Here is a 21672-nt window from a genome sequence, read left to right as displayed (position 1 = left end):
AGTATCGCACGAGGGCTCACGATCTCGAGCGCCGACGGGGTGAAGTTTACCCGTCGCGTTCGAAGATCGTCGCCGCGACGTTGTTGATGCGGATGGCGAAGTTGCCGGTTCGCGGCGACGTCCCCAAAAAGACCACGGGCCGGTCCCACCCGGACTTGGCCAAGTCCGCCGGCAGGGCGACGCAAACGGAGGAGACCGACAACACGGCGCCGACGTCGCCGGCGCCGTCGGGGCACGTGGTCACGCCGAGTCCGATGGCGCGCGCGCGCGGCCCCACGTAGACCTTCCACGTCGTCCAGATGGAGGTTCCGACGAGTCGCGGCACCTCGGCCCCAGTGATCAGCGCCGGCATCGTCGCGTGACGATCGCCAAAGACGTCGGTCGACAACGCCGCATAGAACGCGTCGTTCGTCAGCGCGATGCCAATGCCACCAAAGGTCGTGACCGGCTCCGGGCCGAGGCGCACGAAGAGGCCCGCGGTGCCCGCGGTCCCCGCGTCGACGGCGGTCGATTGGTCGAACAGCGCGACACGCTCGAGGAGAAGGTCGAACGACAAGAGCACGCCGTCGTAGCTCGCCGGCGTCGTCAGCGTCATCTGGTGCAAGAGCCCCACCGTCGACGAGGTCTTCCCCGCGTCGATTTCGAGCGAGAGCGAGTTCGGCGAATCGCGCCCCGGCGGCGATTGGCCTATGCGGACCCCTCCGATGGCGATGGGGTTGCTGCTGCCACCGGGCCCTTGCCACTTGGCGCCAACGCCAGCGTCGCCCTCGAAGTCGTCGCTAAAGGAGCAGCCCTCGCAGCGAGGCACCGGAGCGGCTGAGTCCGCCGACGCGTCGGAGGCCACGCCGCGCACGGGCCGCTCGCGCACGCCCAAGATCTCACCGCAGGCCAAGAGCAGCGTCACCGCCGCGCCCACAGCGGCGCTCCGCGACCAGGTCATTAGAATCGTCCCTCGACGGAGACCCGCGAAGGCGACACGGTGGCGCGAACGCCTTCGGTTGGAGCGAACACCCAGACGGCGACGCCCACCGCGACGAGGCCCGCGCCGGCCAAGGTCACGACCGTGGAGGCCGTCGCGAAGGTCGACGCGTCACGGAGGAGCGTCGCGCCCCGCTCGGTGCAGTCGGCCGGCGAGCACTCGTGGCGATTGGCGTCGTTGTCCTTGCTCATCGCGACGAGGCCCAACGATAACCCCGTCGCCACGGCCACGCCACCGGCTGCCGTGAGCGTGATGGCGAGCGGCCGCGCGTACGTGTCGCGCACGGGCGGCGGCTTCGGCGTCGCCGTCGCTGTCGCCGGCCGGAGCGGGCCCGCAGCCGCGGATTCGGTGACGGACTCTAGCTCCGGCACCACCACGACCGCCGCGGCTCCCTCTTTGCACGACACCGTCGTCGACCACGTTTTTCGATGCGGAGCCTTGGCGACAAGCGTGTGCGGACCGGGATCGACGGGCAGCGCTGCGGCCCACGTCGCGGCCCCGAGCGCGACGCCGTCGCGTTCGACGGTGAGTCCCTGGGCCGATGCCCGCACCTCGACGGTGAGGCGCGCGAGCTTCGGCCCCAAGGCTTCGGCCCGCCCTTTGGCGAAGCGCGCACGCTCCGGTTGCTCGGCGCGAATCGCCATCGCTGCCGCGTCGTTGAACGTGGCCCACGCGCTCGCCGTTCGCCCGATGCGCTCGTAGCAGTCGCCGAGGTTGAGCAGCGTGCCCACGCTCGGGTCGATGCGCTGACTCTCGGCCAGCTTGGGGCACGCGGCGGCGTTATCGCCGCGCGCCATCATTTCGCGCGCCTCGCGAAACAGGACCTCCGCGGTAGCGGCGGCGTCGGTCGGCGGCGCGGCGCTCGCCGGTGTCGCGCCAGCGAGCACCAACACCACGAGCCCCGCACCGACGAGCTTCACTTGCGCAGCTCCAGGTGCACGCGATCGGGCTCACCGGCGCTGGCGTCGACCCCGACGACGCGCGGCGGCTTCCTGACACCACCCGCGAGGCCTCGCGACGACGACGACGGTGCCGTCGTGACCGACGAAAGCACCGGCGGCGTTGAGGCGACGAGCGCCGCGGCGCTCCCTTGGGTGGACGGGACCGCGGCGGTGATGGCCGACGACGGAATCACCTCGATCGCGTTCACGCCCGGTGCCCCCGCGCGCGGACGCGCCTGACTCGAGACCACCAACGCCAGCGCCACGAGCGCGCCGCCGGCAGCGCCCCAAAGGCCACGGCGCGAAGCCGGCCGCTTCGCCTTCTCGTCGCGCATCGCGAGCTCTTCGCCGCCAACGGCGCTCACCCACGCGGCGGTCGCGGTCGTCGCGGCCGGTGTGAGCCCCATCGCGAGTTCGAGAGCGCTGGCCATGTCGCTCGCGGAGCGATAGCGCGCCTCCGGCTCGGCGGCGAGGCTCCTCAAAACCACCTCGTCCAAGGCCGGCGAAATGCCTTCGCGCACCGCGCTCGGCGCCGTAGCCCGAAACATCAAGAGCGCCGCGAGCGCTTCGCCGTCGGTGGCGGCGTTGCTCAGTGGCTTGCCCGTAAGCGCCTCCCACAAGGTCACGCCCATGGCGAACAGATCGGTCTCCCTCACCGCTTGCCCGTGGATCTGCTCCGGCGCCAGGTAACGAACCTTTCCCTTGAGATCACCGGTCTTGGTCCGCTGGCTCCGATGCTCCGCCCGCGCGATGCCGAAGTCGGTGAGCTTCGCGACGCCGTCGGCGCCAACGAGAATGTTCTCGGGCGTGACGTCGCGATGGATGAGCCCCAGCGAGTTGCCCTCCGTATCGGTCGCGGTGTGAGCCGCTTCGAGGCCGCGGAGAGCGCCGACGACAATGGCGCACGCGACCTCGGGAGGCGGCGGAAGGTCGCGCTCGCGGCCGTTCGCCAAGAGCTGCGCCAACGACAAGCCGCGCACGTACTCCATCACGAGAACGAGCTCGCCCTCGGCCCAGAGCACGTCGACGAGCTCGACGACGTTGGGATGGCGAATGCGCCCCAAAAGCCGAGCTTCATCGACGAGCGCCGGCGCGTCCTTCGCGCTTCGCGCCCAACCGCTGTGGACGCGCTTCAGCGCGACCTCACGCCCCGTCTTCTTGTCGTGCGCGAGCCACACCTCGGCCATGCCACCGGCGCCGAGCACGAACAAGGCTTGGTAGCGCCCGCCGAGGACCCGCATTGCGAGGCCATTGTAGTGGTCATTTTTCCCTGGCGCGGGCCCATCTTCCGCCGTCCGGTCAGCCGCCGGCCCCATCTCCCGCTCGGTCGCCCGCGCGCAGCTCCAAGAGGCGCGCCGCACACGCGTCGCGCGCGTAGGCCGTGTGGCCGGCGGTACGCGCCGATGCGCCCAAGCGGAAGAGCGCGACGGCTTGCTGGGGTCGATTCAGTCGCTCGTGCGCCAGGGCCGCCGCGAGGAGGCGCTCGGGATCGATTTCGTCGATGAACCGCCGAACGCCGCGCGGCCGCGTCCGGCGCAAGAACAGGAGCGCGCGCTCCGGCGCCACCTCGACGAAGAGCCGAACGATGCCGATGTCGACCCATTGATGCGTCGCGAAGAGCTGCATCGCGTGCCGCTCGAGACGCGGCACCAACTCGCGGTTCACGAGGTGGGCCTGCCCCATTTCCATGGCGAGGCGAGCCGCCCGAAGGAGCACAAAAGGCGGCACCGCACTCATCTTCTCCATCGCCGAGAACACGGCCGCGAAGAGCAGAGGGTTCTCCGAGAGCGAAGGTGCCGAAAGCACGAACGGCAACGTGAGCTCGGTGAGCCCGATGCCGGACGAGCGCTTCTCGAGCTCCAGAAAGAACTCGTCCGGCGCCAGCTTGGCGAGCGATGCAGAGAACTCGGAGCCGGCACGCAGAAACGCGAATCGTCCGGTCACGTCACGGGGACCGTCGTCGTACCAATCCGGCGATACGAGGCGCGCGACGTCACCGGAGGGCAGGTCCATCGTCCCCATGGCATCCGCCAAGGCGAGGACGAAGCGCCTCACGATCTCACCAAACCCGATCTCTTTTGCGTGGGCGTAGGGATGAAACGTCACGATGCCACCACCGTCGGTGAGCCCGAGGAGCACACGACCGACGACGCGCCCCGCTTCGTCACGCGCGTAGACGACACGCTTGTTCACGTCAGCGGCGTTCGCGAAGACGGAGAAATAGTTGAAGCCGCCGGGGCTCAAGCACGTCTCGAAGTGAGCCCCCATCTCCATGATCGCGAGCGGGTCGTCCTCAAAGCCCACCATGAGCCTCTGCCCGTTTTCGGCGCGCACCGCCGCGGACTTGCCGTCGAGCCATGGCGCGAGGCGAACGCCGCGCTCACCAAGGCGCTTCAAAAACGTGGCGTTCTCGGGCGCGTCGCGGAGATCCCAAGGCGGCGGCCCCGCGCGCGCCCGGAGCACGCGGGCGGCGAGCGCGCGCATCGGTGCGTCCAAGGAGACGATCGCCGCGAGGTACTTGCGCAGGCGGGGCGCCAAGAGCACGTCGGGCAAGGGAGACGTGCCCAAGAGGCCCTCGGTGAACGCGCGGCAGGCGACGAGCGCGTCAGCCTCCAGCGCACTCACCATCGCACCGAGGATGGCGCGACGGAGCTTCTGAGCGAGCCTCGCCTCCTTGTCCTTCGACAGCCTCGTGCCCGTGGCGAGGCGCGCGCGAAGGTTCTTGCGCCGCTGCTCGAGCCGCGCGCGCGCGCGTTGAGCGATGGCGCCGTCCGCGAGTTTGCCCTCCAGCGCTGCGAGTTCGCGATTCAGCTCGTCCGTCTCGCGGAAGGCCGAGCCAAGGGCGCGCCGCGCCGTATCTTCCGCGTTCGGATCCACGGACGCCAACTCGCCGAGGAGCTCCCGAAAGGCCGACGGGAAGCGCTTCGCGAACTCCACCTTCGTGGCGCGGGGCACCTTGAGCGCGACCTCGGGCGCCGTCCCGCGCGCCTTCCCGCGCACCGTCCGCAGGGTCACCGCGGCCTCGGCGATGCGGGGCGCCAGCCGATCGACGAAGAGCGCTCGCGCGAGCGCCGCGTTGCCCGCCTTGGCCAAGGGCACGAGCGCTTGGAGCAACGGCGCGACCTGCTCGTGGGTGTCGAGGCGCGTCGCCGCCTGGAGGAGCTCGCTCACGGCGGCCGCATCGCCATCGGCGAGCGCCAAGACGCCGAGGAAGGTGGTCCGCCGCAAAGACAGGCTCTTGTGGCCCATGGCGAGCGTCGCCACGGTCGCGAGGAACTCAGCGTCACCGGCCGCTGCGATGTCAACGAGCCAGTCGGTGACCAACGACGGCACGTCGCCACCGCGGCGGAGCGCGATCACCGCGAGCGCGTCGTAGAACGAACGGAGGCGCGCCGCCGTCGGCTCGTCGGTGACGAGATCCGCCTCGAAGGCCCAGCGCGAGCGCCCGATGCGCCTCGACTCGATCAGCTCCTTCCACGGCCCCAACTGCGCGTCGCCTAGCGAGCGCGTGGCCTTGAGGTAGCGTCCAAGCTCCTTCACAACGAGCGCCGTGAAGCGTGGTGAGTGCAGGTAGAGGGCCCGCAGGTGCTCTAGGAAGAAGAGACTTGTAGGGCCTGGCCCGAGAGGGCGGAGCACGGTGAGGACGAGCTCCCGAAAGGCGTCGTCGGCGAGCGCCGCGTACCACTGGACGAGCGAGACGAGGGCTCGGCCGCGCAGCTCCGGTGGCGACGCGTCCGCGATGGGCCTTAGCGCTTGCTTGGCGGCGCCCTTCGCGCCCGCGTTCGCGGACGATGCGCGCCGCGTCGCCACGGCGAGCTTTGTCCAGAGCGACTCCCACGCATCGAGCGATGCGCGCACGTCGATCAGCGAAAATACGCGGAGCGCGCGACGACGAGAGGCCTCGTCTTCCGTCACGAGCCAGCGGGCGAGGCGAGCGAGCGACGTCTCGAGCGTGGGGACCTGGCGTTCCAGCTCCGGCATCGGAGCGAGGGCGCCCAGGTTGCTCACCCGGTTGGAGAACGCGAGCGCGGCGTCGCGTCCATGCGTGGCGATCGTGTCGAGACGACCGTCGGCGAAGGCTTCCACGATGGGCAGGAGTCTCTCGCCTTCCGTCGCGAGGGAGACGAGACGCGCCGCCGTCACCACGTCGCGATGCGCGAGCCATAAGGGCCGCCAACGGTCCAAGGCGAGGAGCGCGTCATGGAGCGAAGCGCGACGCGTGGCACACAACCACAACGCGGCCTCGACGAGCGGGCCGAGCGTCGGAGTCTCACGGGTGAGCGCCTCGGCGCGCGCACGAAGCCGTGCGCCAAAAAGCGGCGCCGTAACCGTCAGCGCCGGCGCGAGCGGCTCGCGACGATGCACCGGGCCTTTGAGCGCGTCCAAGACGACGCGCGCTCCGTCGATGAAGCCTTCGGGGAGCGCGTCGCCCAGCACCGGGCCGTGCTCGCGAACGAGATCGCCGAGCGCGCGCGAGGCACGACGCAACGCATCGGAGTCAATGAGCTGCTCGCCGCCGCGCAGCGCCACCCAAGGCATCGCTCCAGCGGAAGGCGCGGTGGCGACGGGAAACCCCTCGAGCCACTCGAGGTGCGCTTTGGCCAGCATTCGCGCCCGTGCCACGCTGGCGGCGCGCGCCGTGGTTCGGCGAACGTGCGCTTTCACGGGACGCTCACCGACGCGCGCTCCTACGGAGTGCTCTGCTTCTGCGGCTCGGGAATGATCTTGAGCGCGTGGCGCGCTTGCTCGTCGACACGGAGGACGACGCCACGGAAGGGCGTCGATTCGGCGTCGGTGCCGATGAGGCCCGTCACGTGCGCGCCGGCGCGGAGCGAGCCCGAGGGCAGGTTGTCGACGGGCTTGATGAGCATGCCGATCTCGGAATAGTTGATGGTGGCGAAGCGGTACACGCGCCCCTCGTGCTGCACCACGACGGGAACGCGCCCGGTGAAGCGGAAGGCTTCGCGGCGCGATTCGCGCGAGTCGCGCAGGTAGAGCGGCGTCGGCGCGGCACGGCGGTCGACGTGCCACATCTGCTGGGTGCGCACTTCCATCGCCGTCAGGCGATGCCCATACACACAAGACGTGTCGAGGTTGATGCGTCGCGGTCGAATCTCGACCTCCGGCACCGGCGTGTGGCCGTGCACGACGATCTTGTCGAAGTTCGGCTCCTGCATGCCCGCGCGACGACGCATCCACACCATGTCTTCGCCGTGGAGCGCGAGATCGATCTTGCTCACGTCGACGGGAATGCCCGCGTGGACGAAGCAGTAGTCGCCTTCGACATGGTAGTAGGCGAGCTTCTGGTAGAACTCGAGGTGCTCCGGCGGGATGGTGAAGTGGCCGTCCTCGTTGGAGTACGACGCAAGCGTGGCGCCGCCGCCGTTGTAGATGAACCGCGCGACGCGACGGGCGTCGGAGCCGTCGAGGAACTCGCGAAGCATGAGCTCGTGGTTGCCGAGGAGGCAGACCACTTGGCAGTAGTCCATGACCTCGAGGACCGTGTCGACGACGCCCTTCGAGTTGGGGCCTCGATCGATGTAGTCGCCCAAGAACACCACGAGCGCGTCGCGATGGAGCGGGAGCTGCTGGAGGAGCGCGCGAAGCTCCTCGTCGCATCCGTGGACATCAGCGATGGCGTAGACAGGGCCGGAGTGCATGCGCTTTCGCGGGGAGAACAAGGCGCCTAGTCCCATGACGGTGCCCGACGCTCGTGGCGTGATAGGGAGGGCATAGGGGAGCCGGTTGCCTCGGAACGCCGACGAGCGAGCGCCAGAGGAAACTTCAGAATAACCATGGCTGGCCTCGGCGCGCGCGTGTCTTTGTGGGGCGGTCCGACTTTCCTTCTTTGGAGAGGGCGGCAAACGCGTCCAGCGGCGCCGGTTCTTGTGAACCTACATCCCCCAAAGGTGCAGGAGGTCTGGTAGTGAGAGGGCATGTCGCCCGAAGCGAAGAGGCCCCGCGGCGCGGCCATCGCAACCGTGTTTGTCGCGCTGGCATCGCCCCTCGCGCTTGCGGCGGTCGCCGCGTTTGCCGCCCCCCTGCTTTCGTGCGTGCTGCCTTCGTGCGTGAAGATCAGCAAGACCGGGACCGCCGACGCAGGCGCCGACGCGAAGGCCGTGGCCATCGTCGACGCCGCCGCGCCCGTCGCGACCGCCGCCGTCGACGCGGCGCTCAGCCCTGCCGCGGCCTTCGAGCGCGGCAAGACCCTCTACGGGAAATATTGCGACTTTTGCCACGGCAAGCAGGGCGAGGGCTACGCCGCAGACGAAGCGCCCGCCATCGCGAACCCCGAGTTCCTGCGCGTCGCGAGCGACGAGTTCTTGGCGAAGACCATCGCCAACGGACGTCCCGGCACGACGATGAGCGGCTGGTCGCACGGCAAAGGGGGGCCGCTCTCCGACGCCGACGTGACGTCGCTCGTGGCGTTCATTCGTGGATTTCAGGCTCGCCCTCCGGAGGAGCTCTCCGCGGAGAAGGTCACGGGCGATGCGGCCCGTGGCGCGCCCATTTACAAGAAGTTCTGCGAGAGCTGCCACGGCGCGGAAGGTCGCAACGGCAAGTACATCGCGCTCGGCGGGGAGCTACTCGCCGTGGCCAACGACGACTTCTTGCAGAAGAGCATCGAGCGCGGTCGCCCCGGCACGCCGATGCTCGCCTTCGACAAGCTCGGCAAGACCGCAACGTCGGACCTCGTGGCGCTCCTCCGAACTTGGCAGAAGCCCGTCGAACAGATCACCGAGCTGCCGCCTCGGCCCGGGGCCCTAAAGAACGTCGTCATCAACCCGAAGGGCCCGCAGCCAAACTTCGACGCCAAGGCCGACTTCGTCCCCGTCGACCTCGTGAAGAAGGAGATCGATCGAGGGGCCACGGTGATCATCGCCGACGCGCGAGCGCCTTCCGACTACGTGCGCGCGCACGTTGTCGGCGCCATTAGCGTTCCATTTTACGAGGTCGAGGCCTACGCGAAGCAGATCCCCAAAGATCGGTACATCCTGACTTATTGCGCGTGCCCCCACGCGGTGAGCGTCAAGGCACGCGACACGCTGCGCAAGCTTGGCTATGCGCGCGCCGCCGTCCTCGACGAAGGCATCATGGTTTGGCGCGACCGCGGCTACGGCGTCCGCGGCGGCGCGAAACCCTGAAGAGGCGCGTCCGTGATCCGCGTCCTTAGGGGAGCGGGGGTCCTCCTTGTCGCGGTGGCCTGCGGCGGGAACCGCGCGCCAGACGTGTCGGGCGCCCGCGGTCCAGCCGCGGCGACGTCAAGCGTGACGACAAGCAATGTCCTCCGTCGCGACTACGCCGGCCAGAAGAGCTGCGCGGGTTGCCATGGGGAAATCGCCGCGAAGTTCTCCGCCGTGTCGATGCACGACATGACCCGCGACGCGAAGACGGCGTGCATCGTGGTTCCTTTCGACGGCAGCGTCTTTCGCTTCAAGGACGACAGCGCGACCTTCGAGCTGCGCGGCGGCCAGCGGTTCGTCGCGGTTCGGTCCGCCGCCTTCGGCGATCACGACTACCGCGTCACCAAGATCATCGGCGGTCGCCACCGAGAAGACTTCGTGGGCATCGCCAAGGATTCCATCGACGAAGAGATCCTGCCGGTCTCGTACCTCGTGGGTCCCAAGCGGTTTCGCTACAAGGGCTACTCGGTGATGTCGGAAGAGCGCCCCGGCCTCAAGGCGGGCCCCGTTTGGAAGACCACGTGCATCTTCTGCCACAACACGGTGCCGCTCCTGTCGACGGAGCTCGGCCTCTTGAGCCCCGGCTCGCGCGGCTATCAGGGCTCGAACGCGGATAAGTTTCTGCCGCCGGCGCTGCGAGCCACAGTCCGCGTCACCGACAAGGCGCGGCTCGCGGAGGCGCTCACGGAGGAGCTCGCGTTCCTACGAGGGCAGAAGGCCGGACCCAACGACGACCCGCAAGAGGTCGCGGCCTTGACGGCCACGACGCTCAACGAGACGCGCGGGCGCTTCGATGAACGGCACGTCGTCGACCTCGGCGTCGGCTGCGAAGCGTGCCACGGCGGCGCCAAAGCCCACGTAGAGGATCCGCGCGTTCGTCCGTCGTTCGCTCCCGTCGGCGGCGGCGTCGAGGTTCTGCTGCCGGGTGTAGGAGCCGGAGGCGCGAGCGGCGATGGAGGCAAGAGCGGTCGCGCCCGCGAGATCAACCGCGCGTGCGCACGCTGCCACCACGTCCTCTTCTCCGGCTACCAGCCCACGTGGGAAGGCGGAAAGCGCGCCATAGACCCCGGCGGCAGCCCCATCAACTCGGGCGAAGCGCGGGACTTTCTCCTCAGCCGTTGCGCATCGGCCCTCGCCTGCACCGCTTGCCACGACCCGCACGAGCGGAGCGACGCGCGCGCGAGAGCGACCTTCGAGACCAAGGCCGGCGACGGCTTGTGCGTGAGTTGCCACGGGAAGTTCGCCGCGAAGGCCGCGCGCGAGGCGCACACGCACCACTTGGACGACGGCGCCGGCGGCCGCTGCGTTTCGTGCCACATGCCGCGAAAGAACATGGGGCTCGACGGCCGCCTCACGCGCTACCACCGCATCGGCTCGCCGACCGACGCGGGCCGCGTCGAGCGCGATCGACCGCTCGAGTGCGCGTTGTGCCACGCCGACAAAACCGCCGGCGCGCTCCTCTCCGACCTCGAACGTCTCTGGGGCAAGCGTTATGACCGGTCCCGCGTCGAGCGCCTCTACGGTGGCCTCGACGCGAACATCCTGAGAACCACCGCGGCGCTCGGCCTCCCGCACGAGAAAGCGGCCGCGCTCGGCGCGCTCGGCCTGGCGAAGGATCGACTCGCCACAACGATCATGGCCGAGAGCCTGACGCATCCGATCCCCCTCATCCGCGAATACGCGCGCGGCGCCCTCGAAGCGACCGTCGGCGCGCCGATCACCTTCGATGTCTTTGGCAAACACGAGGACGTGGTGGAGAGCGCGGCCCACTACCTGCGCGAGCACGTCGCCACTCCGCGGGCGCCGCGCCCGCTGCCCTCACGCCCACCCTCACGAGAGCCTTAACCTTGGCTAGACTCGCGCCCATGAATCGATCGCGCCTCGTGCGCGGAGCGCTCGCGTTGGGGGCCTTGCTCCTCACCGCGACGTGCTCCGGCCGCGCGTACCTCCGCTCGTCGCTGCCCACGCTGAGCGGCACGCTGCCTCTAAAGGGCGCCTCCGCCGACGTGACGGTCACGCGCGACGAATACGGAATCCCGTCGATCTGGGCGACCACCGAAGACGACGCCTACCGTGCCCTCGGCTACGCGCACGCCCAAGATCGGCTCTGGCAGATGGAGTTCTTTCGCCGCGTCGCCGACGGTCGATTGGCAGAGATCTTCGGCGCCGACCTCGTCGAGACCGACCGCTTCATGCGCACCGTGGGCATGGGCCGAGCCGCCGGCGCGGACGTGGAGCTCTTGGACGAGACCTCCCGGCGCGTCGTCGAAGCGTACGTCTCAGGCGTCAACGCCTTCTTGACGTCGCGAAGCGGCGCCTTGCCGCCGGAGTTCGTCATTCTGCGCATCGAGCCGGAGCCCTGGACCGTCCGCAACACCCTGTCGGTCGCGAAGATCATCGCAGCCGATCTCGCGTCCTTCGACCTCGAGCTCGAACACCAGCGCGCCTTGGACAAACTCGGCGAGGCGCACGCCCGCGCCCTCGGGCCGCCCTACCCGGCCTACGGCCCAACGATCCTCGCGAGCAAGCCTGCCGAGGGGCGCTTGGGGTTAAACACGCCACCGACGCGCGGCGTCCCGCTCCCGCGCGTCGACGACACCACGCGCGAGGTGCTCAGCGCCGTCGTCGCCTCCCACGCGTCAAACTCATGGGTCATCGGCGGCTCGAAGACGGCTTCGGGAAAGCCCATCGTCGCCAACGACACGCACCTCACGCTGCGGGCGCCGTCGCTCTTCTACCTGGCGGCGATCCACGGTGGCGACGTCGACCGCGCCGGAGTCACGATCCCGGGGATCCCTGGCGTCATCCTCGGCCGCGCCAGGACCTTCGCGTGGGCCTTCACCGACGCCATGGTCGACGACGTCGACTTCTACATCGAGAAGGTCGACGACGAGGGACGCTACCTCACGCCCGGCGGCCTCGTGCCGCTCGTGCGCCGCGACGAGCGGATCATGGTCAAGGACAAGCCCGACGTCGTGCACGTGGTGCGCTCCACGCGTCACGGCCCGCTCTTCTCCGACGTCGACAAGCGCGGCGGAGGCCGGGCGCTCTCGATGCGCTGGAGCGCCGTCGAGCCGGCGCGCGGCATGAACGCGCTCTTGCGAATGAACCGCGCCACGACGTGGCAGTCGTTCCTCGACGCCTCGCGCGAGTTCGACACGGCGAAGCAGAACATGGTCTTCGGCGCCGACGACGGCACCTACGGCTACGTGCTCCTCGGCAAGGTCCCGGTGCGCAAGAAGGGCGATGGCATGTTGCCCGCGCCCGGCTGGACCGACGAGTACGAATGGGAGCGCTTCCTCACGCCCGAGGAGAAGCCCTTCGCGCGCAGCGACGCGCCCCCCGGCGGCCGCCCCCTCACCGACGGCTTCGTCGTCACGGCGAACCACCGGCAGGTCGGCGACGACTATCCCCACCTGCTCACGCGCATCTGGGCTTCGCCCTTCCGCGCCATGCGCATTCGCGAGCTGCTCTTGCGCGGCGACAAGTTCACCGCCAACGACGTGGCGCGCCAACAGATGGACGTGGAGGACGCCCTCGCGAAGCGCTTCTTGCCGAGGGCCATCGCCGCAGCCGAGGCCGCCGGCGCCGCGGAGGCGAAGGAAGAGCTCTCGAAGTGGAACGCGGAGGCGCGGGCCGACTCGCGCGGGGCCGCGTATTTCTACCTTTGGCTCGAGACCCTTCGGAAGAAGGTCGGCGAAGACGAGTGGGCGGGCGACAAGATGTACTTCCCCCGCTTCGTCCTCATCGACACGCTCGATCGAGGCGGCAGCGTATGGGTCGACGACGTGCGAACGCCAGAGGTCGAGTCGCTCGACGCGTTGGCCCGTGACGCGATGCGCGAGGCGGCGCAAACCGTTGGTAGGAAGACCTGGGGCGACTTTCACGCCACGCACCTCGAGCACCCGCTCGGGCGGGTCCGTGCGCTCGACGCGCTCTTGGGCTTCAACGTCGGGCCGGTGAAGCGCGGCGGCTCCTCCCACACCGTCAACGTGGCCATCTATCCGGAGGCGACGCCGCCCTTCAAGAACAAGGACGGCGCCAGCCATCGCGAGATCGTCGACATGGGGTCGCCCGACGGAAGCGGCTCCGGCTTCGTGGTGCCGACGGGCCAATCGGGGCACCCGCTCTCGGTCCACTACCGCGATCTCCACCGCCTGTGGCTGGACGGACGGGTCGCCGCGATGCCCCTCGCGCGCCCCGCGGCCGACGCGCTCGCAAGACACCACCTGGTGCTCACGCGAGCGCCGTGATCGATCAATCGGCAACGACGACGCGGTCCCTGCCGCGCGCCTTCGCACGGTAGAGCGCGGCGTCGGCTGCCGAGATCCAGTCCTGCGCCGTGGCGTTCGGCGCGAGCTGCGCCACGCCCGCGCTCACCGTAACGGGGCACGCGGCGGCGACCGCGGCGCGAACGCGCTCCGCGACGAGGGCCGCCTCCGCGGCGGTCTGGTGCGGCAACGTGACCACGAACTCCTCGCCGCCGTAGCGGTAGACGCGGTCCGCCGCGCGCACCGCGTGCCGGATGGCGTACGCGACCTCCTTCAGGATGCGGTCGCCGTCGACGTGCCCGTGCGTGTCATTCCACTGCTTGAAGTTGTCGATGTCAAAGAACGCGAGGGAGCTCGCGTGGTCGTAGCGCTCGGCGTCTGACACCAGGGCGTGGAGGTCCTCCTCCATGCGCAGTCGATTGCCGACGCCCGTGAGCGCGTCCATGCGCGCGAGCACCGCCGCCCCCTCGCTGTCGCGTCGCATCTGACGCTGTCCCGTCACGAGGCGCTCGGCGCCGCTGAGCCGCAGCCGAAGCTCCTCGACGTCGATGGGCTTGCTCAAGAACTCGTCCGCGCCGGCGGCAAGGGCCTCGAGCCGATGCTCTCGGTCGTTCATCGCCGTCACGAGGATGAAGTACGTGTAGAGCGACTCTTCGTGCACGCGCAATTCACGGCAGAGTTCGATGCCGCTCATGCGAGGCATGCGCCAATCGCTGATGACGACGTCGAAGTGGGCGTGCGCGAGGAGCCGAGCGGCGTCGTCGCCATCGGCGGCTGTAGAGCAGCGATGACCACAGGCGACAATGGCATGGCGGAGGCCGGTCCGAGCCGACGGCTCATCATCCACAACGAGGATCGACAGAGACGGGCTCATGATGCACCCAACCTCGGCCAGCGACCGGCCAAGCGGCGTAACGTGTGCAAGTGCGATGCCTCACCGAAACCGGGCGAAAGCGCTCGTCGACGCGGGGCGGGGCGCCGAATCTGCGCCGGCGTGCAAGGCCTTCCGCCCGAAGCGTCAGCTCGCGACGGACCGAGCCGACGGGCCGTGGCAAACGAGCATCGCAGGGCGGCGTTCGGGTCGCCAAAACGGCGCCGCCGACGCCAAAACGGAGTAGCCTCCGGCGCCATGCACGACGACCTCTTCGAGCGACTCGAGCACGATCATGCGCCCTTGTCGGCGGTGTTGCTAGAGCTTGGCGAGTGGTTCAAGGGGCCGGAGTTCGACCGCGCCGCCCTGACCGACAAGCTCTACGCGCTGACGGAGCTGGTCATCGAGCACTTCGGCGAAGAGGAAGAGACGGTCTTCCCGCTGCTCGCCGAGTTGGCGCCCGAGGCAGCGACGAGTCTCGCGTCGCTCGCCGAAGGGCATGACGCCATCTGTGGCCTCGCCGTAAGGCTCCAGGCCGTGGCCGCGCGGAGCGAGCTCGACGTCGTCACCATGCGCGCGCTCTTCGAGCGCCTTGAGGCCGCCTACGCCGCGCACGCGCAGCGGGAGACGGCGCTCTTGCGCGGCATCCGGAAGACCCTCAGCGAAGGCAACCTGAAGGCCCTCCAAGCGAAGCTCCAGGGGAAGAAGAGGCACTGACTTGGCGGCGCGACCCCAAGGGCCGTTCCGCTGCGAGCTATTGGGCGTTGTCCGCACGCTGGGCACGACGCCGGTGCTGCGCGGCGTCGACTTGGCCATCGGCGAGGGCCGCTTCGTCGTGCTCGTTGGCCCGAGCGGCTGCGGCAAGAGCACCCTGCTGCGCGTCGTCGCGGGCCTCGAGACCGTCGACGAGGGCGTCGTGCGCATCGCCGATCGAGACGTCACCCATCGGCCGCCGCGCGAACGCGACATCGCCATGGTGTTCCAGAGCTACGCGCTCTACCCGCACCTCACGGTGAGGGACAACATGGCCTTTGGCCTCAGGCTGCGAAAGACGCCAGAAGCCGAGGTTCAAACTCGCGTGGCCGAAGCGTCACGCATCCTCGGCCTCGAGCCGCTCCTCGAGCGCTTGCCGAAGGCGCTCTCGGGCGGCCAGCGCCAACGCGTCGCCATGGGCCGCGCCATCGTTCGAAGCGCGCAGCTCTACCTCTACGACGAGCCCCTCTCGAACCTCGACGCGGCGCTTCGCGCCGAGGTGCGCATCGAGATCCGCAAGCTTCACGACCGACTCGGAGCGACGTCGCTCTACGTGACGCACGACCAAGTGGAGGCCATGACCTTGGCCGACGACCTCTTCGTCTTGAAGGGCGGCAAGGTCGAGCAGTCGGGCCCGCCGCTCGAGGTCTACGAGCGACCTCGCACGCGCTTCGTCGCGACCTTCCTCGGTTCGCCTCCCATGAACTTCATAGACGGTCGGCTCGAAGGCGCCGGCGAGAGCGACGGCCTTCGCTTCGAAGGTCGCGGCTTCACGGTTCCCGTCGACGCCGCCCGCTTCGGCGGTCGCGCCGCACGCGGCATGACGGTCACGGCGGGCATTCGCCCTCACGACGTCACCGTGGGTGCGCCGACGCCGTCGGCGGTCAACGTGGGAACGCTCGAGATCGAGCTCGTCGAGGCGCTCGGCTTTGGCGCCTTCGCCTACGGCCTCCTCGACGGCGATGCGCGCTTCGTCGCGCGCGTGGAGGGCTCGTTTCCGAAAGTCGGAGAGCGGGCGCCGCTGTACGCCTCCCCGAGGCGGTCCATCTCTTCGACGGCGAGCTCGCGCTCGCCGCACCGCGATGACGGGAGCGATGGTGCCGGCGCGCTTCGTCCTCGTCGTCTGCGCGCTCCTCGCCTCGTGGCTCGCCGCGACGACGGCGCACGCCAAAGAGCCTGTGGTCGTCTGGCACTCGTACCGCGGCGGCGAAGAGCGCGGCCTTCGCGAAGCAGTCGTCGCGGCGGAGGCGGCGCTCGGCATCAAGAGCGAGCTGCTCGCCGTCCCCTTTGACGCGTACCTCGCGAAGCTCCAGGCGGCGGTGCCTTCGGGCAACGGCCCTGATCTCTTCATCGACGCCCACGAGCGCCTCGGTGTGCACGCAAGGCTCGGCGTCGTGGCGCCTCTGCCGAACGACTCGCCGAGGTCGGGCTTGCCTGCGAGGCTCGAGGAGACGTTGCTCATCGACGGCCGCCGCTACGGCATCGCCCTCGCGACGAAGGCCCTGGCGCTCTACGTCAACGAGGCGCTCTTGCCGCGCGCGCCGGCGACGCTTCAAGAGCTCGAAGCGACGCCGCTTCCATCGGGCGTCTATCCCTTGGCCTACGAGGCTGAGAACGTCTTCTTCCACGCGGCCTTCGTGCACGCCTTTGGCGGCCTCTTGCTCAGCGAAGACGGCCTCCGCTACGGCGGCAGCAGCGCCTTCAGCCAAGACGCCCTCGCTCTTGTTCGGACGCTCACCGAGCGTGGCGTCGTGCCGCGCGAGCCGAACGGCGCGCTCGTCCTAAGCCTCTTTACGACGGGCCGTGCCGCCGCGGTCATCGGCGGACCGTATTTGGCCGCCGAGCTCGGCACTGGCGGCGCAGCGAGGGTGCGCTACCGCGTCGCTAAGCTCCCCTTCGCCGACGCCGCGCAGAGGCGCCCGCTTCGGTCGTACGTCACCGTCGAGGCCGCGATGTTTACGCCGCGCGGCGCGGCGAGCAAAGACGCCCTCGCCCTCGGAGCATTTCTCTCGCAGAAGCCGGCCAGCGTGATTCGCGCGCGCGTGGGGCAGCAAGTGGTCACCGACGACGACGCCCTCGCCGAGCCCGACCTCGCGGCCGATGAGACCTTGCGCGTCTTTCGGCAAGCGGCGCTCGACGGCATTCCGCTGAGCGCGGCGCCGGCGATGCGAGCCGTGTGGCAACCCACGGGGCAGGCCATCAAGAAGGTCCTCCGCGGCGACGCGACGGAGAAGGCCGCGCTCGTCGAAGCGGAACGACGCTTCAACGACGCGCTCCGCCCTCCCCCGCCGGCGACGGCGACGATGCCGTGGCTCTTGGCGCTCGGCGTCCTCCTAACGGGCTTGTGCGCCTTCATGGTGTCTCGCGCGGGTGCGTTCATTCGCTCCGGCGAGGCGCGTCGCTCCGCTCGGCTCCTACCCTGGACGCTCACGGCCGCCGTCAGCGTCGTCGTCCTCGTCGTCGTGCCTTTGGCGGTGGGCGCCTTCACCTCGTTCTTTGCGGGTACGCGGCAAGCCCCGACCTTCGTGGGGTTCGCCAACTACGTCGACATCCTTACGGCGCGCGGCGGTCCACTCTTCGGCGCCGACTCGGTGTACCGAACGCTCTTCGTGACGGTCTTGTGGACCGCCGTCAACCTCGCGCTGCACGTGGCGCTGGGCCTCTTCTTGGGCACGCTCCTGGCGCGCCCGACGCTTCGCCTTCGCGGCCTCTACCGGGTCTTGCTCATCGTCCCGTGGGCTGTGCCGTCCTACGTGACCGCGCTCGTATGGAAGGGCATGTTCCACCGGCAGTTTGGCGCTGTGAACGCGCTCTTGGCGCTCGTCGGTGTATCGCCCGTCTCGTGGTTCTCGCGCTTCGGCACAGCCTTTACGGCCAACGTCATCACGAACGCGTGGCTCGGCTTCCCGTTCATGATGGTCGTCGTCTCGGGCGCCCTCTCGAGCATGGATCCGACGCTCCTTGAAGCCGCGGAGGTCGACGGCGCCACGCGCTGGCAACGCTTCCGGTTGGTCACCATGCCCATCGTCTTGCCGGCCATCGCGCCGGCCGTGGCGCTTGGCGGCGTGTGGACCTTCAACATGTTCAACGTCGTCTACCTCGTCTCCGGCGGTGAGCCCGACGGCGCCACCGACATCCTTGTGAGCGAGGCCTACCGATGGGCCTTCACGCGGGAAGCGCAGCTCGGCTACGGGACCGCCTACGCTGTGCTCATCTTCCTGCTCCTGCTCCTATTCACGAGAACCTTGCGCGCACGCCAAGGGTAGGAGCGCGTGCGACGGCGACGGCCGCGCCGCGAACGAGGTCGTAAGGCTGCCGGCGACGACCCTTTGGTCAGTCCACATTTTGGACGAAGGACTTGCGCCGCTCCTGCGCAAGCGGTTCGGAAAAACGCGACCACGCGGCCCCCAAACCCGGTTCGCGTCAGCGATTTTCACGCCGGGACCGCTGGCCTCGATCATGCAGAGCGACGGCCATGCTCGCCACGTCGTCCCACTTTGAGCCGCGCGAGAGCGAGCTCATCGACGCCCTCAGCGCAGGCGTGGTGGCGACGACGAACGCCGGCGAGATCACCGCCGTCAACGTCGCCGCGAGCCGAATTTTCGGCGCCGACCGCGGCGCGCTCGTGGGCTGCAACGTCGCCCAGTTCATCGCGCCCATCGCCGACATGGCCCTCGCAGGACGCGGTGAGATCAAGGCGCGGCGCGAACCCAACAAAGTCTATGGCTACTCCGTCTCGCGATACGTCGATCCGACGGGAGCTCCTGGCTACGCCATTCTCTTTCAGGAGATTTCGAACGTCCTCGAGCTCCGAACGCAGCGAGATCGGCTCCTCCAGATGGCGGCCCTCGGCGACGCGCTCCCGTGCATTCTACATGAGCTCAAGAACCCGCTGGCGGCGCTCTCGACGATGCTCGAGGTCATGATTGAAGACCCCCAGCCGGTTACCCCCGAGGACATCCATGCGCTGCTTACCGAAGTGCGGCGCATCCACCTGACCCTCCAAGGCGTCGGTGGCTTCGCCTCGCCGCTGCTCACGGGACGCCACGAGGCCATCGACCACGCGGTCCAAGAAGCGTGCCGAATCCTCGAACCGACGGCCGCGCGGCGCGGCATCACGCTCGTTTCGCTCGGTCGAGCGCTCCCCCTCCTCCCTATCGATCGCAACGTCGTCAGCGGGGTGGTCTTCAACCTCGTGCGCAATGCCATCGACGCGTGCGGCAAGGGGCACCGCATCGAAGTCGATGCGCGCCTCGACGAGGACGGCGCCGTCTTTGTTCTCCACGTTCGCGACGACGGGCCGGGCATGACGCCGGAGGTCGCCGCTCGCTGTACCGATCTGTTCTTCACCAACAAACCCACTGGTTCGGGCATCGGCCTTGCGTTGTGCAAGCAGGTCGCCACCGCGTCTGGGGGAACGCTCGATGTGACCAGCAACCTGGGAGCGGGCACTGAAGTCGTGCTCCGTTTGCCTGTGACCAAGGCCGGACGTCGCTCCGGCTGAAGGAGAACCGAACATGTCTCGAGTCGACTCACTGAACAAGATTCTCCGAGGACTCCAGAGCTCCTCCCCGACGTCGAGGCGAGCGCCCTCATCTCGGAGGACGGGCTGATGATCGCGAGCGCGCTGCCCGCAACACATCGAGGACGGGCGCGTCGCAGGCATGAGCGCCACCTTGTCGAGCCTCGGCGCGCGAGCCGCCTCCGAGCTCGAGCGCGGCGACGTCGAAGAGATCCTCGTGCGCGGAAAGAACGGCTACGCGGTGACCATTGCCGCTGCGTCGGGCACCGTGCTGCTCGTCTTGGCGGGGAAGGCGGCCAAGCTCGGCCTTGTGCTCCTCGACATGAGGCGCGCCGCCGAAGATCTACGCAAGGTGCTCTGAAGAACGAACGGAAAGGACGACGACCATGGCGCACACTGTTCTGTTCGACAACGGCACCCACAAGAACGTCCTCTTAGAGGACGTCTCCGGCGAGGGCCTGGCGGTCCAAGCCAACCAGTACGTCATCGTCGATGGCAAGGCGGGGATGATCCTCGATCCCGGCGGTCACAAGGTCTACTCGAAGGTCCTCAGCAACACCCTCGGCTTGCTCACCGGTGGCGCGAAGCTCGAGACGATCTTCTTGTCGCACCAAGACCCGGACATCGTCGCCGCCGTCAACGGCTGGCTCATGACGACCGACGCGACAGCGCACGTCTCTGCCCTGTGGACCCGCTTCGTAGCCCACTTCGGGCTCGATCGGCTCGTCGAGTCGCGACTCCTCCCGATCCCTGACGAGGGCAAGGTCCTGACGCTCGGCGCCAGCAAGCTGCCAGTGGTCCCGGCCCACTTCCTCCACTCACCGGGCAACTTCCAGATCTACGATCCGATCTCCAAGATTCTCTACAGCGGCGACCTCGGCGCCTCCCTCGGCGCCGGTTACATCGAGGTCCCTGACTTCGAGGCGCACCTCAAGTTCATGACGGGATTCCACAAGCGCTACATGGCCAACGGCAAGGCCATGAAGCTGTGGGCCGACATGGCGCGCACCCTCGATCTCGAGTGCATCGCTCCGCAGCACGGCGCGATCTTCCGTGGCAAGGAGAAGGTGAAGGCGTTCATCGATTGGGCCAGCGACTTCCCCTGCGGAACGGACCTCATGGACGCCTATCGTGTGCCCGCAGCCTGAAGAGCCCTCGCTGCCCGTCGTGCTCGTCGTGGAAGACGAGCCGACGCTCCGCGCGTCCATCGTGCGGGGCCTCTCGCGGGCAGTTCGCGCATCCATCGTCGGCGCAGGGAGCGTCGCCGAAGCGCGCCAAATCATCGAGGAGCGCGCGCCGTCGATGATGATCTCCGACATCGATCTCCCAGACGGGACGGGCCTCGAGCTCGTCGCTCACCTCGACGCACGCGAACGGCACGTACCCATCGTGTTCGTGTCGTCCTACGTTCGTCACTACGAAGGGCGCGTCCCCACGCGCGCAGGCATCGAGACCTACGAGAAGCCGCTCCCGCTCGAGAGGCTTCGCCACATCGTCGAGAGCGCGTTGGCTCGCGGAAGCACGCCCGATCCCTCACCGTTCTGCGCGGCCGACTACCTGCAGCTCGCAGGCATCGGCCGCAAGTCGGTGCTCGTCCACGTGAAGACGAGCCAGCTCACCGGAAGGATCTTCGTGCGCGGCGGCGCCGTGCTCGCCGCCGAAGATTCGCTCGGCGTTGGCATGGCGGCCTTTCGCCGCATCGTCTTCGCCGAGGGTGAGGTGTCGTGTCGGGCCCTTCGCGCCGGCGACGAGCCCGCCCCGAACCTCGAGGGAAACTGCGAAGAGCTCCTCATGGAGGCCGCGCGGCTCAACGACGAGGCGAGCATCACGACCTCGGGCGAATACAGCGCGACGGGACGCACGAGCCGGTTTCCGTCGCTGCCGCCGTCACGATTCTCGTTGCCGGCGCCGCCGATTCGCCCCTCGTCTCCGCCCGCGTCGGTGCGAGCCAATGGTGACCCCTTCGAGGAAGCCTACGGCTCCGGCGTCGATGCGCTGCTGGAGCGCCGCTACGAAGACGCCTTCGCGCTCTTCACGAAGGCCAACGGCATGCGCCCCGGCGACTCACGGGTCAGCGCCAATCTCGCGCGACTCGCGACCTTGCTGGAGTCCAAGAACACCGGCTGACGAGCCCGCCGAACCATTCAACCC

The 21672-nt window shown here is 68.9% G+C and carries 14 protein-coding genes and 1 pseudogene; 9 read left to right on the top strand and 6 right to left on the bottom strand.

The window, feature by feature from the left end; genetic code table 11:
* Window positions 1–46: 46 nt before the first annotated feature.
* The 5 genes from IPG50_36180 to IPG50_36160 are packed head-to-tail and all read right to left on the bottom strand — an operon-like array spanning window position 47 to window position 7580.
* On the bottom strand, window positions 47–940 hold the full coding sequence (locus IPG50_36180) for a hypothetical protein (protein MBK6697583.1): 894 nt from the start codon (window positions 938–940) through the stop codon (window positions 47–49).
* Window positions 940–1899 carry a hypothetical protein gene (locus tag IPG50_36175; GenBank protein MBK6697582.1) on the bottom strand — a complete coding sequence of 320 codons (960 nt, stop codon included), beginning with the start codon at window positions 1897–1899 and terminating at the stop codon, window positions 940–942. The genes IPG50_36180 and IPG50_36175 overlap by 1 nt, the downstream gene beginning before the upstream one ends.
* A complete protein-coding gene (locus IPG50_36170) occupies window positions 1896–3161 on the bottom strand; it encodes a serine/threonine protein kinase (GenBank protein ID MBK6697581.1) in 1266 nt (421 codons plus the stop codon). The genes IPG50_36175 and IPG50_36170 overlap by 4 nt, the downstream gene beginning before the upstream one ends.
* Window positions 3162–3219: 58 nt before the next feature.
* Window positions 3220–6585 carry a hypothetical protein gene (locus IPG50_36165; GenBank protein ID MBK6697580.1) on the bottom strand — a complete coding sequence of 1122 codons (3366 nt, stop codon included), beginning with the start codon at window positions 6583–6585 and terminating at the stop codon, window positions 3220–3222.
* A gap of 23 nt (window positions 6586–6608) precedes the next feature.
* Complete coding sequence (locus IPG50_36160; protein MBK6697579.1) at window positions 6609–7580, bottom strand: metallophosphoesterase; 972 nt, start codon at window positions 7578–7580, stop codon at window positions 6609–6611.
* Window positions 7581–7856: 276 nt separating this feature from the next.
* Between IPG50_36160 and IPG50_36155 the strand changes: the two genes are divergently transcribed.
* The 3 genes from IPG50_36155 to IPG50_36145 all read left to right on the top strand — a co-directional run bounded on the left by IPG50_36155 (window position 7857) and on the right by IPG50_36145 (window position 13357).
* Window positions 7857–9065: a c-type cytochrome gene (locus IPG50_36155; protein MBK6697578.1), complete on the top strand. Its 1209-nt coding sequence runs from the start codon at window positions 7857–7859 to the stop codon at window positions 9063–9065.
* A 123-nt stretch (window positions 9066–9188) separates the two neighbouring features.
* Complete coding sequence (locus tag IPG50_36150) at window positions 9189–10949, top strand: hypothetical protein (GenBank protein MBK6697577.1); 1761 nt, start codon at window positions 9189–9191, stop codon at window positions 10947–10949.
* Between the two features lie 20 nt (window positions 10950–10969).
* The gene (locus IPG50_36145) at window positions 10970–13357 is read left to right on the top strand and encodes a penicillin acylase family protein (GenBank protein ID MBK6697576.1); all 2388 of its coding nucleotides are present in this window, start codon (window positions 10970–10972) and stop codon (window positions 13355–13357) included.
* A gap of 4 nt (window positions 13358–13361) precedes the next feature.
* Here IPG50_36145 and IPG50_36140 read toward each other — a convergent pair whose 3' ends face one another.
* Entirely contained in the window at window positions 13362–14249 is an 888-nt protein-coding gene (locus IPG50_36140; GenBank protein MBK6697575.1) for a diguanylate cyclase, read from the bottom strand.
* Between the two features lie 255 nt (window positions 14250–14504).
* Here IPG50_36140 and IPG50_36135 point away from each other — a divergent pair, with 255 nt between their 5' ends.
* The 6 genes and pseudogenes from IPG50_36135 (at window position 14505) to IPG50_36110 (ending at window position 21648) form a co-directional block, all read left to right on the top strand.
* A complete protein-coding gene (locus IPG50_36135; protein MBK6697574.1) occupies window positions 14505–14963 on the top strand; it encodes a hemerythrin domain-containing protein in 459 nt (152 codons plus the stop codon).
* A 1130-nt stretch (window positions 14964–16093) separates the two neighbouring features.
* Window positions 16094–18265 carry an extracellular solute-binding protein gene (locus IPG50_36130; GenBank protein MBK6697573.1) on the top strand — a complete coding sequence of 724 codons (2172 nt, stop codon included), beginning with the start codon at window positions 16094–16096 and terminating at the stop codon, window positions 18263–18265.
* Window positions 18266–18474: 209 nt separating this feature from the next.
* Window positions 18475–19503, top strand: coding sequence for a hypothetical protein (locus tag IPG50_36125; GenBank protein ID MBK6697572.1), 1029 nt, complete (start codon window positions 18475–18477; stop codon window positions 19501–19503).
* A 108-nt stretch (window positions 19504–19611) separates the two neighbouring features.
* A pseudogene (locus IPG50_36120) lies at window positions 19612–19882 on the top strand (roadblock/LC7 domain-containing protein).
* Between the two features lie 25 nt (window positions 19883–19907).
* Complete coding sequence (locus tag IPG50_36115; GenBank protein ID MBK6697571.1) at window positions 19908–20669, top strand: FprA family A-type flavoprotein; 762 nt, start codon at window positions 19908–19910, stop codon at window positions 20667–20669.
* Window positions 20653–21648, top strand: coding sequence for a response regulator (locus IPG50_36110; GenBank protein MBK6697570.1), 996 nt, complete (start codon window positions 20653–20655; stop codon window positions 21646–21648). Before IPG50_36115 ends, IPG50_36110 begins: the two co-directional genes overlap by 17 nt.
* The last annotated feature ends 24 nt before the right edge of the window (window positions 21649–21672 follow it).

Source organism: Myxococcales bacterium (assembly GCA_016703425.1).
In the GTDB taxonomy this organism is placed as follows: Bacteria; Myxococcota_A; Polyangia; order Polyangiales; family Polyangiaceae; genus JADJCA01.
Note: the sequence above shows the minus strand (reverse complement) of the source record. Positions and strands in the feature narration are given on the sequence as shown.

Coding starts and splice junctions, on each gene's coding strand:
- IPG50_36180 (MBK6697583.1), bottom strand. CDS start 940: ATGACCTGGTCGCGGAGCGCCGCTGTGGGCGCGGCGGTGACGCTGCTC.
- IPG50_36170 (MBK6697581.1), bottom strand. CDS start 3,161: ATGCGGGTCCTCGGCGGGCGCTACCAAGCCTTGTTCGTGCTCGGCGCC.
- IPG50_36160 (MBK6697579.1), bottom strand. CDS start 7,580: ATGCACTCCGGCCCTGTCTACGCCATCGCTGATGTCCACGGATGCGAC.
- IPG50_36155 (MBK6697578.1), top strand. CDS start 7,857: ATGTCGCCCGAAGCGAAGAGGCCCCGCGGCGCGGCCATCGCAACCGTG.
- IPG50_36145 (MBK6697576.1), top strand. CDS start 10,970: ATGAATCGATCGCGCCTCGTGCGCGGAGCGCTCGCGTTGGGGGCCTTG.
- IPG50_36140 (MBK6697575.1), bottom strand. CDS start 14,249: ATGAGCCCGTCTCTGTCGATCCTCGTTGTGGATGATGAGCCGTCGGCT.
- IPG50_36135 (MBK6697574.1), top strand. CDS start 14,505: ATGCACGACGACCTCTTCGAGCGACTCGAGCACGATCATGCGCCCTTG.
- IPG50_36130 (MBK6697573.1), top strand. CDS start 16,094: ATGGTGCCGGCGCGCTTCGTCCTCGTCGTCTGCGCGCTCCTCGCCTCG.
- IPG50_36125 (MBK6697572.1), top strand. CDS start 18,475: ATGCTCGCCACGTCGTCCCACTTTGAGCCGCGCGAGAGCGAGCTCATC.
- IPG50_36115 (MBK6697571.1), top strand. CDS start 19,908: ATGGCGCACACTGTTCTGTTCGACAACGGCACCCACAAGAACGTCCTC.